General features: G+C 55.3%; 8 protein-coding genes. 3 read left to right on the top strand and 5 right to left on the bottom strand.

What is annotated here, in order from left to right; translation table 11 throughout:
* The first annotated feature begins 1 nt into the window (after window position 1).
* Both mscK and selO read left to right on the top strand, forming a co-directional pair.
* A complete protein-coding gene (mscK, locus tag HMPREF1487_RS12640; protein WP_010797044.1) occupies window positions 2–3325 on the top strand; it encodes a mechanosensitive channel MscK in 3324 nt (1107 codons plus the stop codon).
* Between the two features lie 54 nt (window positions 3326–3379).
* Entirely contained in the window at window positions 3380–4840 is a 1461-nt protein-coding gene (gene selO, locus HMPREF1487_RS12635; protein ID WP_010797043.1) for a protein adenylyltransferase SelO, read from the top strand.
* On the opposite strand, the gene HMPREF1487_RS12630 is transcribed toward selO, so the two are convergent.
* Complete coding sequence (locus HMPREF1487_RS12630; RefSeq protein WP_010797042.1) at window positions 4824–5729, bottom strand: LysR family transcriptional regulator; 906 nt, start codon at window positions 5727–5729, stop codon at window positions 4824–4826. The genes selO and HMPREF1487_RS12630 overlap by 17 nt on opposite strands.
* Before the next feature lie 160 nt (window positions 5730–5889).
* Here HMPREF1487_RS12630 and HMPREF1487_RS12625 point away from each other — a divergent pair, with 160 nt between their 5' ends.
* On the top strand, window positions 5890–7206 hold the full coding sequence (locus tag HMPREF1487_RS12625; RefSeq protein ID WP_010797041.1) for an MFS transporter: 1317 nt from the start codon (window positions 5890–5892) through the stop codon (window positions 7204–7206).
* A 54-nt stretch (window positions 7207–7260) separates the two neighbouring features.
* Here HMPREF1487_RS12625 and hemE read toward each other — a convergent pair whose 3' ends face one another.
* The 4 genes from hemE to HMPREF1487_RS12605 form a co-directional block, all read right to left on the bottom strand.
* Window positions 7261–8328 carry a uroporphyrinogen decarboxylase gene (gene hemE, locus HMPREF1487_RS12620; RefSeq protein ID WP_010797040.1) on the bottom strand — a complete coding sequence of 356 codons (1068 nt, stop codon included), beginning with the start codon at window positions 8326–8328 and terminating at the stop codon, window positions 7261–7263.
* A 135-nt stretch (window positions 8329–8463) separates the two neighbouring features.
* Window positions 8464–9882 (bottom strand): FAD-dependent oxidoreductase, encoded by a 1419-nt coding sequence (locus HMPREF1487_RS12615; RefSeq protein WP_010797039.1) that lies wholly within the window; start codon window positions 9880–9882, stop codon window positions 8464–8466.
* Window positions 9883–9984: 102 nt separating this feature from the next.
* Entirely contained in the window at window positions 9985–14433 is a 4449-nt protein-coding gene (gltB, locus tag HMPREF1487_RS12610; RefSeq protein WP_010797038.1) for a glutamate synthase large subunit, read from the bottom strand.
* A 214-nt stretch (window positions 14434–14647) separates the two neighbouring features.
* Window positions 14648–16252 carry an SPOR domain-containing protein gene (locus HMPREF1487_RS12605; RefSeq protein WP_010797037.1) on the bottom strand — a complete coding sequence of 535 codons (1605 nt, stop codon included), beginning with the start codon at window positions 16250–16252 and terminating at the stop codon, window positions 14648–14650.
* Between the last annotated feature and the right edge of the window lie 7 nt (window positions 16253–16259).

Here is a 16259-nt window from a genome sequence, read left to right as displayed (position 1 = left end):
CATGCTCGCCTTGCGTATTCTGCTCAAGATCGTGTTGTTGGGCTTTTGTCTCAACTTTCCGCTCGCTTATTCACAAGAATCCAACCTGCCTGATGCCAAGCAGATTCAGCATAGCCTGGACACGTTGGCGGACCGGAAGCTTTCTGCCTCCGATCAGCAGACCGTTCAGGACATTCTGAAAAATACGCTGCAGCTACTGGACCAGAGGGATCAGCATGAGCAGGGCCTAGCGGATGTAAAACGCAAGATCACACAAGCACCGCAGCTGATCAAGGATGCTCAGAAGGACCTGGCCAAGCTCCAGACCGAGCAGGACAAGCCCCCGGTTACCCAACGCTATGCCAACGCCAGTCCCCAGGAGTTGGAGAATCTTCAAAGCCAGCGCAACTCACAGCTCAACGACTGGCAGAACGCCCTGAATGATGCCAATACACTGGTCATCACATCGCAAACACGACCCGAGCGTGCCCAGGTCGAAATCAGCAATGCGCAAATGCGGGTACAGACCATTGCCGACATTCTCAAGAGTGGCAAGGAAAGCGGTAAGCCCATTACGCCTGAACGTCGCAATCAGCTATTAGCCGAACAGGCGGAACGCAACGCACTGATTCAACTGCGCAAGCAGGAACTTTCGGGCAACAGCACGCTGCAAGATCTTGGCACCATTCAACGTGAACTCTACACGGAGCGTGTCAAACTGATCGAGAAAGAAAGTCTCGATCTGCAAGCCCTCATCAGCAGCAAACGTCGCCAGCAGTCAGAGGAAACCTTTGCCGCCCTGTCTCGTGAATCGCAGAAGACAGCAGGTAGTAACGATGTCCTGACCAGCGAAACAAATCTTAACCTCAAGCTTTCCGACTACCTCTTGCGTGCGACGGATCGCCTGAATGAGCTCACTCGAAACAATCTTGAAATCAAGCAGCGACTTGATCAGCTCAAGCAGACCGGCGAGACCATGCAGCAGCAGATCAATGTCCTGAAAGGCAGCCTGCTGCTTTCCAAACTGCTCTATCAACAGCGGGCCTCCCTGCCAACGGTTGAGGCAACCAAGGGACTGACGGACGAGATTGCCGATATACGTCTATACCAGTTCGACTTGAACCAGCAGCGCACGCAAATCGCCAACCCTTGGGATTACTTGGACAAGGTCATGGCTCAGATGCCACCCGAGCAGACGACACCTGAGCTTCGCAAGAAGCTACTGGAGCTGATCAGAACTCGAGCGGACCTGCAGGATCGCCTAAGTACCGAACTAAGTGCGTTGTTAAGTGAGTCAATCACGCTTCAGCTAAACCAGCAGCAGCTATTAGCAACCAGCGAAAGTCTCCGCTCAACGCTTGATGAGCAGATGTTCTGGATTCCCAGCAATCGCCCGCTGGATTGGGGCTGGCTCAAGGATGCGCCCAAGTCGCTGGTCGAACAGATTGCAAATGTGCCCTGGCGCGCCAGTGCAGGCGAATTGTCAGCCGGTCTGGCCGAACGCCCCTGGCTGTTTCTGCCTCTCATTCTTGCTATTGCAACGCTGCTGTGGAAGCGTCGGTATCTTTACGAAAAACTCAATGCCTTGAACAAGGGCATTGGGCACTTCCAACGTGACAGCCAGCTACACACGCCGCTCGCGATCCTTCTGACCGTGCTGCTGACTCTTCCTGTCAGCCTGTCGCTAGGTTTGATCGGCGTCGCCCTTGAGGGCGACAAACGGGGCGTGAACGCATCCATTGGCGCAGCGCTTATGGAGATGGCCGCCGGCTGGCTGGTGTTCTATACCGTTTACCGCCTACTGGAAGGTGGAGGTGTTGCAGAGACCCATTTCCGCTGGTCACGCGCGCAAGTAGATTCCATGCGCCGCCTGGTCAGGCGTCTAGGCCTTTTGGCCTTGGCATTAATGGCCGTAGCAGCCATTGCCCAACGTCAGCTGACAAGCCTGTCTGAAGACGTACTGGGTATTCTTATTGTTCTGATCTGCTATGCCAGCATGTCTTGGATGCTGGGTCGCTCCTTGCTTAACACGGCGGCTCGAGAACGTCTGCCCTTCTTCCGGCTGATGTTTGGACTAATCATTACCGCCATTCCGGCCGGACTGTTCCTGGCTGTTTGCCTAGGCTACTACTACACCTCACTGAAACTGACCGACCGGCTTATCGATACGCTGTATCTGCTGCTCTGCTGGGTCATTCTCGAAGCCGCCTTCTCGCGGGGCTTAAGCGTGGCCGCAAGGCGCCTCGCCTATCATCGCGCCCTGGCCAAGCGACAGAGCATGCAGGAGGCAGGTGAAACCGGTGAAGCCATAGAAGAGCCTGCGCTGGATATGGAGCAGGTCAATCAACAGTCCTTACGTCTAATCCGCCTTGCCCTATGGTTAGGCTTCCTGGGAGTACTGTATTGGGTCTGGGTGGACGTGGTGGCAGTCTTCTCATACCTGGATAACGTCACGCTTTACCAGTACAGCAGCGGTACGGGTGAGTCGGCAACCATGATGCCGATTACCCTGCGAGACGTCATCAAAGCGGTCATCTTTGCAGGCCTCACCTTTGCACTGGCACGCAACCTGCCCGGCCTGCTTGAGGTTGTGGTACTTTCCCGCCTGAGCCTGGCTCAAGGGACCGCGTATGCAACCACGACGCTATTGTCCTATGTCATCATCAGCGTGGGTGTTATCAGTTCGCTCTCCACGCTGGGCGTTAGCTGGGACAAACTCCAGTGGCTGGCAGCGGCCCTCTCGGTTGGTTTGGGTTTTGGCCTTCAGGAGATATTCGGTAACTTCATTTCCGGCCTGATCATTCTGTTCGAACGCCCTGTTCGAATCGGCGACCTGATTACCATCGGTAATGTTACAGGCACAGTCAAACGCATTCAGATTCGGGCGACCCATATCACCGATGCTGACAACAAATCCGTCATTGTGCCCAACAAGACGTTCGTGACGAGTCAGCTCATCAACTGGACGCTAACAGACACCATGACGCGTATCACGCTGCTGGTTAATGTGGCCAACGGCTCCGATCTGGAAAAAGTACGCGAGCTGCTCTATAAGGCCGCCTACGACAACCCCAGGGTTTTGCATGATCCAGAACCAATGGTCCTGCTACAGGCGTTTGGTGAGAACACACTGAATCATGAGTTACGCGTTCACGTGCGGGAGTTGGGCGATCGCGGCTTTGCTACTGATGAAATCAACCGCAGCATCGAGCGACTGTTCAGGGAGAACAATATAGAGATCGCCTTTCGCCAGCTGGAAGTGTCTGTAAAGAATAGGGAAGGATCTGAGCGCACCTTGAGCAAGGATGAAGTGCCTTCTCCGACCTACTCTGGACAGAAGGAATGATCAGGGCACGTTTTACGCTGTCTAGATAAATACATTTGCAGTCCGGAGAGTGCCGTGAAAACCCTTGAAGCGCTTGAGTTCGATAACCGCTTTGCCCGTCTGGGCGATGATTTTTCGACGGCCATCCAACCCAAGCCTATTGAAAATCCAAAGTTGGTGGTCGTCTCGGAGGCCGCCATGGCACTGCTGGATCTGGATGTTGCCGAGGCGCAACGACCGGAATTCACGGAAATCTTTTCCGGGCACAAGCTCTGGGATACAGCCGACTCACGCGCCATGGTTTATTCGGGGCATCAGTTCGGCTCCTACAATCCTCGCCTGGGTGATGGCCGCGGCCTTTTGCTTGGCGAGGTCATAAACGACAAGGGAGAGCACTGGGATCTTCACCTCAAGGGTGCCGGCATGACACCCTACTCAAGAATGGGAGACGGACGTGCAGTCTTACGCTCGTCCATTCGAGAGTTTCTGGCCTCAGAAGCACTTTATGCACTGGGTATCCCTTCAAGCCGCGCGCTGTGTGTGACCGGCTCCACTACAGAGGTCATACGCGAACGAGTCGAAACCGGCGCCATGCTGCTACGGCTTGCCCAAAGCCATATACGCTTCGGGCATTTCGAATACTTCTACTATACGCAGCGCAATGATTTGTTGGAAAAGCTTGGCCAGCATGTGCTTGAGGCGCACTACCCAAAATGCCTGGAGCAACCTGATCCTTATGCGGCTTTTTTCCGTGAAGTCGTCGAGCGCAACGCCGAGCTGATCGCCTACTGGCAGGCTTACGGCTTTTGCCACGGCGTGATGAACACAGACAACATGTCTATTCTCGGCATTACATTCGATTTCGGCCCTTATGCCTTCCTGGATGACTTTGACGCGCATTTTATCTGTAACCACTCTGACTACAGTGGCCGATACTCCTACAGCAATCAGGTCCCCATTGCGCACTGGAACCTGGCGGCACTGGCGCAGGCGTTGACGCCGAGGGTGCCTGTCGAAACGCTGAAAGGAATACTCGAATTATTTTTGCCGCTTTATGAGGCGCATTACCAGGCATTGATGCGACGTCGACTCGGCCTTATGACAGAGCAAGCGGCGGATAAGGAGCTGATTGAGCGGCTGCTCAGCCTGATGCAAGGCAGCGCCGTTGACTACTCACTCTTCTTCCGACGTCTGGGCGATGAGGTTCCGGAGCAGGCGATTGCGGCTCTTCGAAACGACTTTGTAGATTTGGCTGGATTTGATGAGTGGAGTCGCCAGTACCTGAGCCGCACCGAGCAGGAAGGCGGCGATCAACCGGCACGCCAGGAGCGCATGCACGCAGTCAATCCACTCTATGTACTGCGTAACTATCTGGCCCAACAGGCGATCGAGCAGGCTGAGGCGGGTAATTATGAAGAAGTTCGCCAGCTTCATAAGGTTCTGACCCGGCCCTTTGAAGAGCAACCGGGCAACGACCGATTCGCTCAACGCCCACCGGATTGGGGCAAACATCTGGAAATCAGCTGCTCTTCATAATACCGGCGCCTTGCGTCAACAACTCAATGAACGCACGTGCAAGTGATGAGCGCTCGTCACGACGGTGAATAAGCCACAATGCGGAGGTGGCGCCCTCGTCCACCAGGGTTCTGTAGACAACACCTTCGATATGCATTCGCCGGTAGGTTGCTGGCAAAACCGAAACACCTAATCCGGCCGCCACCAGTCCAATAATGATCGTAGTTTCTCGAGCTTCCTGAACGATTCGCGGGCTGAATCCAGCTTGTTGAGACAAGCTGATCAATTGGTCATATAGACCTGTACCGTAGGTACGAGGAAAGTAAACAAAGGGTTCCTCGGCCAACTGTTTGATAGCAATGCTTTCGTGGGTTTGTAGGGCCAAGGGATGGTCCGCCCGCATCACAGCGACGAGGGGCTCTCGAAACAGCTCTATCGAGACCAGCGCATCCGACATGGTAATAGGCCGGATCAGTCCTACCTGAAGCTTGCGATCCATCAGCGCCTCGGTCTGCTCTCGGCTGCTCATTTCCTGCAAGGCCAGATGTACCGCCGGAAAACGCTGGCGAAAATTGAAAATAGAACGTGGCACGGTAGCAATAAAGGGCGCGGAGACCGTAAAACCCACTTGTAACTCACCCAACTCTCCGCGTTGCGCTCGCCGTGCAATGTCGGTGGCCTTATCTACCTGCGCCAACACCTGCCGAGCCTCATCCAGAAAGAGCCGGCCAGCCTCAGTCAATGCAACACGACGGTTCGTGCGCTCAAACAGGCGTGCCCCCAGCTCCTCTTCCAAGGCTTGTATCTGCTGACTCAGTGGTGGCTGTGAAATACCCAGGAGTTCAGCCGCTCGACCAAAATGCAACTCATCTGCGACGGCTACAAAGTACCGTAAATGTCTTAATTCCATAGCGCCTCGATTGATATTTAATACATATCAAACCGGTCGAATAATATATTGGAAAGAATAAAGATCAGCTCTTATTCTTTCAGTAACCAATAATAAATTTCAGATTGTGCAGCGCTTTCGCTGCGCCGTCCTTTCGTTCGTCCAGATTTTGAGGTTTAACGTGAGTAAGTCTGCTTTACCTGCTCGTCACGAGCATGCCCAGCCTGAAGAAGAACCTGCGCCTATTCAGGCAGCACGTGAAGCTGCCAACCAGGTAGTAGAAGATGCCGATTTGTACATTGAGAAAGGCACTCGCCAGTTCATCCATACAGCCCTTGCACTTTTCTGTGGCGGCTTCGCCACGTTTGCCCTGCTGTACTGTGTACAGCCCATGATGCCCATTTTTTCCGAAGCCTTTGGTATAACGGCGGCCAAAAGCAGCCTCGTGCTCTCCGTATCAACTGGGCTCATGGCGGTCGGGCTACTGGTTACAGGTCCTATTTCAGATGCCATCGGCCGCAAGCCGGTCATGGTGGTCTCACTCTTCGCCGCCGCTTTCTTTACGCTACTCAGCGCCATCATGCCCACCTGGGAAGGTGTTCTCGTCACGCGGGCATTGGTTGGTCTATCGCTATCCGGCCTGGCCGCCGTTGCCATGACCTATCTGTCTGAGGAAATCCATCCCCAGCACATCGGCCTATCCATGGGGCTGTATATCAGCGGCAACGCGCTGGGTGGGATGAGTGGGCGCGTCATCAGCGGCGTTTTGGTGGACTTTGTCTCTTGGCGGATTGCTCTAGCAATCCTGGGCAGTCTGGCGCTGATTGCCGCTATCGTATTCTGGCGGCGTTTGCCGGAGTCACGTCACTTCCGCCCGACTCCCCTGAAGCCTCGCACACTGGTCAATGGCTTTACCCAACACTTTCGAGACGCTGGGCTACCTTGGCTCTTTCTCGAGGGCTTTCTGTTAATGGGCGCCTTTGTCACGTTGTTTAATTATATTGGCTATCGCCTGTTAGGTGAGCCTTATCATCTCAGTCAAGCCGTTGTGGGCGTCTTGTCAGTCGTCTACCTGTCGGGTATCTACAGCTCGGCCCAAGTAGGCTCATTAGCGGATAAACTTGGTCGCCGCCGCGTCTTTTGGGCGGTGATTCTTCTGATGCTGGGTGGCGTGGTGCTGACACTGTTCACCCCCCTGCCGTTGGTTCTGGTGGGCATGCTGCTGTTTACCTTTGGCTTTTTCGGGGCTCATTCGGTCGCCAGCAGCTGGATCGGTCGCCGTGCTCGGCAAGCAAAGGGACAAGCTTCGTCGCTTTACCTGTTCTGCTACTACGTGGGCTCAAGCATCGCAGGAACATTAGGCGGCGTGTTCTGGCACGAAGCGGGATGGAATGGTGTCGGACTGTTCATCGCCACACTCCTGGTCGGAGCACTGGCTGTTGCGTTACACCTGGCTCGCCTGCCAGCCCTCCCCTTGAATGTTAAAGCCGCTCGATGAGCGGCTTTGCCTTTTTAATGGATCGGGCGCATGGCCCGGTCTTTGTCGACCGCCTTATGCCTCGTGATAAAACGCCGAGAGCTCATGAACAGCTTCGATGAAGGCACCTGCATGCGCAGGGTCTACCTCCGGCGTGATTCCGTGCCCCAGATTGAAAACATGTCCGGAGCCTTTACCGTAGCAAGCCAGAATTCGCGCTACCTCTGAACGGATCGCGTCAGGCTTGGCATACAGTACCGCTGGGTCCATATTGCCTTGTAGCGCCACCTTGTCACCTACACGGCTACGGGCATCGCCAATGTCGCATGTCCAATCCAGTCCCAATGCGTCTGCGCCAGAGGCCGCCATGCTCTCCAACCAAAGACCGCCATTCTTGGTAAACAGGATGACAGGAATCTTGCGGCCTTCACGCTCACGAATCAGGCCATCAACAATCCTGCGCATGTAGGCGAGAGAAAACTCCTGATAAGCCGCCGAAGACAGATTGCCTCCCCATGTATCAAAGATCTGTACCGCCTGGGCACCTGCCTGAATCTGACCATTCAGATAGGCGGTTACCGAGCGGGCCAGTTTATCGAGCAGGTTGTGCATGGCTTGCGGATTGTCATAAAGCATCGCCTTGCTACGCCGAAAGTCCTTGGATGAGCCTCCTTCGACCATGTAAGTCGCCAACGTCCAAGGGCTTCCTGAGAATCCGATCAGAGGCACACGCCCATTGAGCTCACGGCGAATGGTGCGGACCGCATTCATGACATAGCCCAGATCCGCTTCCGGGTCCGGTACCGGTAAGGCTTCGATATCCGCAGCGGACTCAATACGCTTCTTGAAGCGGGGCCCCTCACCTGTCTCGAAATAGAGGCCTAATCCCATGGCGTCCGGGATGGTCAGAATGTCTGAAAAGAGGATGGCGGCATCCAGCGGATAACGCTCGAGCGGCTGCAGTGTGACTTCGCAGGCCAACTCAGGGTTCATGCACAGACTCATGAAGTCACCGGCACGGCCACGCGTAGCGCGATACTCCGGGAGATAACGACCGGCCTGCCGCATCATCCAGACGGGCGTCACATCGACGGGTTGCTTGAGCAAGGCACGGAGAAAACGGTCGTTCTTCAAAGCAGTCATGGAAAATATCCGTCAAGAAAGTACTGTCATTTTCTCAGACACAAAAATAAAAGGCACGGAGAGATCCGTGCCTTTTATCTATCGAGCCCTTAACCGCTTTGCCCTTGAACTGCAAAGCAGCTTATGGCTGGTGCTTCAAACGCCCAGGTAATCCAGGATACCTTCAGCTGCAGTACGACCTTCGAATACTGCAGTCACCACCAGATCCGAACCTCGCACCATATCGCCGCCCGCAAAAATCTTGGGGTTGCTGGTTTGATGCTTGAACTGACCGACAGAAGGAGCGACTACACGGCCCTGATTATCCATTGCAATCGTATGTTGCTCGAACCACTCTGCGGGGCTTGGGCGGAAACCGAAAGCGATGACTACCGCATCTGCCGGCAGGATCTCTTCGGATCCCGGAATCGGTTCAGGACTGCGACGGCCCCGGGCATCCGGCTCGCCCAGACGCGTCTCGACAACCTTGACGCCTTCCACCTTGTCTTCACCAATGATCGCAATCGGCTGGCGATTGAAGAGGAACTTAACACCCTCCTCCTTGGCATTCTTCACCTCACGACGCGAGCCCGGCATGTTCTCGGCATCGCGACGGTAAGCACAGGTTACGCTCTTGGCACCCTGGCGAATCGAGGTGCGGTTGCAATCCATCGCGGTATCACCGCCGCCCAGAACCACAACGCGCTTGCCTTTCATATCGACAAACTCGTCAGCAGACTTCTCGAAGCCCAGGTTACGGTTGACGTTAGCCACCAGAAAATCCAGGGCATCGTGCACACCTGGCAAATCTTCGCCAGGGAAACCGCCTTTCATGTAGGTATAAGTTCCCATCCCCATGAAGAGCGCATCGTATTCCTCAAGCAGCTGCTCCACTGTGATGTCCTTGCCTATCTCGGTATTGAGGCGGAACTCTATCCCCATACCGGTAAAGACCTCGCGGCGGCGCGCCATCACGCTTTTCTCAAGCTTGAATTCGGGAATGCCAAACGTTACCAGACCGCCAATTTCCGGATTCTTGTCGAATACAACAGGCGTAACGCCGTTGCGGACTAGAATATCGGCGCAGCCAAGACCTGCAGGACCTGCACCAATGATGGCAACCCGCTTGCCGGTTGGCACCACCTTGGACATATCCGGCCGCCAACCCATGGCAAAAGCGGTATCAGCGATATATTTCTCTACCGAACCGATAGTAACGGCACCGAAACCATCGTTCAGGGTACACGCGCCTTCACACAAGCGGTCCTGCGGACACACACGACCACAAACTTCGGGCAGCGTATTGGTCTGATGGACCAGCTCGGCTGCAGCCAGGATATTGCCTTCCGAAACCAGCTTCAGCCAGTTTGGTATGTAGTTGTGAACCGGGCACTTCCACTCGCAGTAAGGGTTGCCGCATCCCAGGCAGCGGTGCGCCTGCTCAGATGCCTGCTGCGGCTTAAACGGATCGTAAATCTCAACGAATTCTTTCTTGCGCTGACGCAGGAGTTTCTTCTTCGGGTCCTTGCGGACGACCTCTATGAACTGGAAGTCGTTATTCAGACGTTCAGCCATTACCTAAACCTCATCACGGCAGCGTTCAGTCTCGCTGCTGCAGGAAAACTCACGGTCGCAACCAGCGCCTGACAAAGTGTCAGGCGCTGGTTGCCTATAGCATTACTGCGGATTTGCCCGAGTAGTGGATAGCAGTGAGGCCAGGCTGGCAGCCTTGGGCTTCACCAACCAGAACTTGCGGAAATAATCATCCAGGTTTTCGAGCAGATAGTGTCCCCACTCACTGCTCGTTTCCTCGGCGTACTCGGTCAGCACGCGGCTCAGGTGACTGCGATAAGCCTCCATGGCCTCGTTGCTGATACGCTGAATTTCCACGAGTTCATGGTTAACACGGTCAACAAAGCTGTTATCCATGTCCAGCACGTAGGCGAAGCCGCCTGTCATACCGGAGCCGAAGTTGTAACCCGTCTTGCCCAGAACGCAGATGAAGCCACCGGTCATATATTCGCAGCAGTGATCACCGGTTCCCTCGACGACCGCATGGGCACCAGAGTTACGAACACCAAATCGCTCGCCCGCGGTACCCGCCGCAAACAGTTTGCCACCCGTGGCACCGTACAAGCAGGTGTTACCAATGATGGCCGACTCCTGACTTTTGAAGGCGCTACCCTTGGGCGGAGTGATGACCAGCTTGCCGCCTGTCATACCCTTGCCCACATAATCGTTGGCGTCACCCTCAAGATAGAGGTTCAGGCCACCGGCATTCCATACGCCAAAGCTCTGCCCTGCCGTTCCTGTAAAGCGGAACGTGATAGGCGCCGACGTCATACCCTGGTTGCCATGCTGACGAGCAATCTCACCGGATACACGTGCGCCAATGGAGCGGTCACAGTTGCTTACCTTCAGACTGAACTCACCGCCCGTCTTACCTTCGATAGCTGACTGGGCCAGGCGGACCATTTCCTCAGCCAGGAGACCCTGGTCAAATGGCGGGTTCTTCTCAACAAGGCAGTGCTGGGGCTTGTCTGCCGGAATATGGTCGCTACCCAGAAGTGGTGTCAAATCCAGGTTGTGCTGCTTGGCCGTTTCGCCAGGCAGGATCTCTAACAGATCGGTACGGCCGATCAACTCACCCAAGCTTCTTACACCCAGGCGCGCCAGCCACTCGCGTGTTTCTTCTGCCACAAAGGTGAAGAAGTTGGTCACCATCTCAACGGTACCGATGAAATGGTTCTTGCGCAGCTTATCGTTCTGGGTCGCCACGCCGGTAGCGCAGTTGTTCAGGTGACAGATACGCAGGTACTTACAACCCAATGCAATCATCGGCGCGGTACCAAAGCCAAAGCTTTCTGCACCTAGAATCGCCGCCTTGATCACGTCGAGGCCGGTTTTGAGACCGCCATCGGTCTGTACGCGAACCTTTCCACGCAGGTCATTGCCACGCAATGTCTGATGCGCCTCGGCCAGTCCCAACTCCCAAGGACTGCCCGCGTACTTGATGGACGTTACTGGTGATGCACCTGTACCACCGTCATAGCCGGAGATGGTAATCAGATCGGCATAAGCCTTGGCGACACCGGCCGCTACCGTACCAACGCCAGGCTCCGATACCAGTTTAACGGACACCAGCGCCTTTGGATTGACCTGCTTGAGATCAAAGATCAGCTGGGCCAAGTCCTCAATCGAGTAGATATCGTGATGGGGCGGAGGGGAAATCAGGGTTACGCCCGGTACGGCATAGCGCAACTGAGCGATCAGGCCATTCACCTTGCCGCCCGGCAACTGGCCACCTTCGCCCGGCTTGGCGCCCTGGGCCACCTTGATTTGCAGGACTTCGGCATTGACCAGGTATTCTGGTGTTACACCGAAACGTCCCGTGGCTACTTGCTTAATCTTGGAGCTTTTCAGCGTGCCGTAACGCGCCGGGTCTTCACCGCCCTCACCCGAGTTAGAGCGGCCGCCCAAGCGGTTCATTGCCTCGGCCAGTGCCTCATGCGCCTCTGGAGACAGGGCACCGAGCGAGATACCGGCGGCATCGAAACGCTTGAAAATGCTTTCCAGCGGCTCGACTTCTTCAAGCGCCAGCGGCGTGTCGCTGACCTTAACCTTGAGCAGGTCACGAATCATGGCTACGGGACGCTGGTCAACCAGGGCGGAATACTCACGGAACCGTGCATAGTCGCCTTGCTGAACAGCTGCCTGGAGCAGATTGACAACATCCGGGTTATACGCGTGATATTCACCACCGTAGACATACTTCAGCAAGCCGCCCTGCTGGATCGGCTTACGGTTGCTCCAGGCTTCGTTCGCCAGCAGCTTCTGCTCGACCTCAATGTCGGCAAAGCGGGCGCCCTGTATGCGGCTAGTGACGCCCGGGAAGCATAGATCCGTCACCTCACTGGACAAACCAACCGCCTCAAACAACTGGGCGCCACGGTAGGAAGCCACAGTGGAAATGCCCATCTTGGACAGGATTTTCAGCAGCCCTTTGGTAATTCCCTTGCGGTAGTACTTGAAGACCTCATAAAGATCACCCAGGACTTCGCCCGTACGGATCAGGTCACCCAATACCTCATAGGCCAGGAAGGGATAAACCGCTGTCGCGCCAAAACCAATCAGTACCGCAAAGTGATGAGGATCGCGGGCAGTTGCGGTTTCAACCAGGATGTTGCAGTCGGTGCGCAAGCCAGTGTGCACCAGGCGGTGATGAACAGCACCTACTGCCAGGGACGCATGCACAGGCAGCTTGCCCGGCTCGATTGCACGGTCCGACAGTACAATCAGGACTTTTCCTGCACGAACCGCTTCCTCGGCCTGATCGGCAATATTTCGTACCGCCGCTTCCAGCCCCACGCTTTCATCATAGTTGAGATCAATGACGAAACGATCAAACCCGGGACGCTCCAGCGTCATCAGGGTACGCCACTTGGCGGGCGATATAACCGGCGAACTTAGGATTGCGCGGTTGGCATGTTCGGCCGTCTCCTCGAACACGTTGCGCTCGGCACCTAGACAAGTCTCGAGCGACATGACAATGGCTTCACGCAGCGGGTCGATAGGCGGGTTGGTCACCTGCGCAAACTGCTGACGGAAGTAGTCATAGTTCGAACGGATACGCTTGGACAGCACGGCCATCGGCGTATCGTCACCCATGGAACCGACGGCTTCCTGCCCCTGCTCGGCCAATGGACGCAGCACTTGATCGCGTTCTTCGAACGTGACCTGGAACATTTTCATGTACTGACGCAGACGATCCGAATCGTAGAAAGGCGATCCATGATCCTTATCGTCCAATGTAGCCTGAATACGCAGGGCATTCTTGCGCAGCCACTGCTTGTAAGGATGGCGTGATTTCAGACGGTTATCGATATCATCTGCCTCAAGCACCTGTCCGGTTTCGGTATCGACCGCAAGGATCTGACCCGGACCGACACGTCCCTTGGCAATCACATCACTGGGCTCGTAATCCCAGACACCCACTTCCGAGGCCAGGGTGATATAGCCATTCTTGGTTGTCACCCAGCGGGCAGGACGCAAGCCGTTGCGATCAAGCAGGCAGACGGCATAGCGCCCGTCTGTCAATACAACTCCAGCCGGACCATCCCATGGCTCCATGTGCATGGAGTTGAATTCATAGAATGCGCGAAGCCCTGAGTCCATCGTTTCGACGTTCTGCCAGGCTGGCGGAATGATCATGCGCACGGCACGGAACAGGTCCATTCCGCCGGTCACCAGCAATTCGAGCATGTTATCCATGCTTGAGGAGTCGGACCCTACGGTATTGACCAAATCACCCAGGCTATCCAGATCAGGAAGCAGCTCATTGACGAACTTGGTACGCCGCGCTCGGGCCCAGTTACGGTTGCCCGTGATGGTATTGATCTCGCCATTGTGCGCCAGGTAGCGGAACGGCTGCGCCAACGGCCACTTGGGCAGCGTGTTGGTCGAGAAACGCTGATGGAACACGCAAATGGCAGTTTGCAGACGTTCATCGCCGAGGTCAGGGAAAAACGCAGCCAGATCTGCTGGCATCATCAAGCCTTTATAGATGATGACCTTACTGGACAAACTGCAGACATAATGCTCCGCATCGTTCTTGTTCAATACCGAAGAACGGCGGCGGGATGTGAATAACTTTACGGCGAACTGCTGATCATCGAGACCTTCGCCGCTAATGAATACCTGCTCGATCTTAGGTAGGCGCTCAAGCGCCAAAGGTCCTAATACAGAGGTATCCACGGGAACCTTGCGCCACCCGACCACGGTAAGGCCAGCAGCAGCAAATTCGGAATTCATGTGGTTTCTGGCCACATCGGCCTTTTGGTCGTCCTGATTGAGGAAAACCATGCCAACGGCGTATTGGGCGGGTAGCTCAACGCCGAATGTTTCTAAAGCGACAGCGCGAAGGAACGCGTCGGGCTTTTGTATCAACAGACCGCAACCGTCGCCGGTTTTGCCGTCTGCATTGATACCGCCGCGATGCGTCATGCAGGTCAGGGCCTCGATGGCCGTTTGCAGCAAATGGTGACTCGCCTGGCCCTGCATATGGGCAATCAGGCCGAAGCCGCAGTTATCCTTGAACGTTTCAGGATTGTACAGGCCTGCTTTCATGGGAACTCTCACCGGCAATCTATTTCTAGTCAATCCACTTGTCACTGCCAGGCGCTTGGGCACGCTACTTTTACGGCAGGCAAAGGGATGACATTGTATACCGGATATCAGAACAAGACAAAGTTTTTGTCGCGATCCTGAATCTTAGAGTCCTAAAAATGAAATACGCCCATGTCGCAAAATGATATATGCAACATGGGCGCTGTCTAAAGAATTATCGCGTTGAAGCGATATCCTGCTGGATGCTGGCAAACGTGCGAGGCCATGGCTTGGCCGACTGAACCTTGGCAGGCAATTGTTTCACAGCTGCCTCAGCTGCCGCACGGTTAGCGAAACTACCATAGGTCACAACATAAAGCGCCTTACCTTGGTACTGCTTTTTGAAATAACGATAATTGGCGCTATCGCTTTGCTGCTGAATAAAGGCTTGCGCACTGCTTTCAGAGCTGGTTCCTAACACCTGAAGCGCATAGTGCGTTCCACCCTGAGTGCTGTACCAGCCACCGCCATTGCCCTGAGCTGTCTTGGGTGTTTCCTGAGCTGCAGGCTTTGCCGGCGCAGGCTTGGGCTCAACCTTGACTTCAGGCTTGACCGGCGCAGAAGCAACCTGTCTGGGTGTTGTATGTACAGGCTCGGCTGGAGCAGGTGTTGCGGCCGGCGCCAGGGGACGCGTTGGAGCCGTTACACTGACAGGCGCCTGGGCAGAAGGCATCTCAGGTGGCGTTGAGGAAAAATCGTCTTCGCCAGACTGAATAGAGCCGCTCACGCCATTGCCTTCAGACTCCTCCTGCCCTGCTGCCTGAGCCAGCGGCTCACGGATGACGGGCTGGGCCTCACCGACCAAAGGCAACGGCAAAGGCTGGGAAGAACCATCGAACTTAATTGCCGTTCCCGACTTGCCATCCCCTTGGGATTGTTCGGTCCCGTCAGTCGAGGCCATCTTGGGCGATGAATCATTACCCTTCATGAGCAACGCCGCCAAGACACCGACAGCGATGACTGCCACAATGATCAGGTGCTTGCGAGGCAGGTTAGCCAATAGCTGTTGACCACCCTTGAATTTGCTACCACCACCGCCACGCTGACTCAGCATGCCGCTGATCAACACGTCTCGCGCAGCTTCGTTGATCTCCCCCGGCCATCCACCGGAGGTCTGGTGAATGGTCTCGATCTGCTCTGGCGTAAAAATATCAATACTTTGGCCAGCACCTTCCAGGCGCTGCGCCAGATACCCTTGAGTTTCCTCTTCGGTATAAGGCAAAAGCTCGATGGCGTGGTAGCGCTCCTCGCCTTGCGCAAGGCTTTCCAGCTTACCTGTCAGCTCGGCGTCCCCAAACAGGAATACATGAGGGCGATTCTTCTCATCACCTTCTGCCAATGCCAACAGGGCTTCCAGTGCGTCATCATCCAACTCATGGGCATCGTCGACCAGAAAATAGACTTCCTGGCCAGTCAATGTCACTTGACCAACCTGAGATAGCACCGCTTCGATGCTCGCTTGAGGCGTGCCCAATCCCTGACTTAACTTGCGCAATAGTGTGTTCTTGTCCTGCACCTCACGTGCCGACACGACAACATTATGGACCGCATCCTTTTTGGTACTGGCAACAAGCGCCTGTCTCAGCAAGGTTTTCCCGCTTCCGGCAGGCCCTGTTACCGCAAGCAGAAGATGGCTATAGCGAGCAAGATGATGTAACTGCCCGAGAACCGTTTTGCGCTGGGCAGGATAAAACTTGAATCCTGGCACGCGTGGCGCAAAAGGATCGTGAGTAAATTCGTAATGGCCGAGGAAGGCCTCGTCGGCATGCAGACTGGACATAAGACTT

Source organism: Pseudomonas sp. HPB0071 (assembly GCF_000478505.2).
GTDB classification, from domain to species: Bacteria; Pseudomonadota; Gammaproteobacteria; order Pseudomonadales; family Pseudomonadaceae; genus Chryseomonas; species Chryseomonas luteola.
This window is presented reverse-complemented; position numbering and strand designations above follow the sequence as displayed.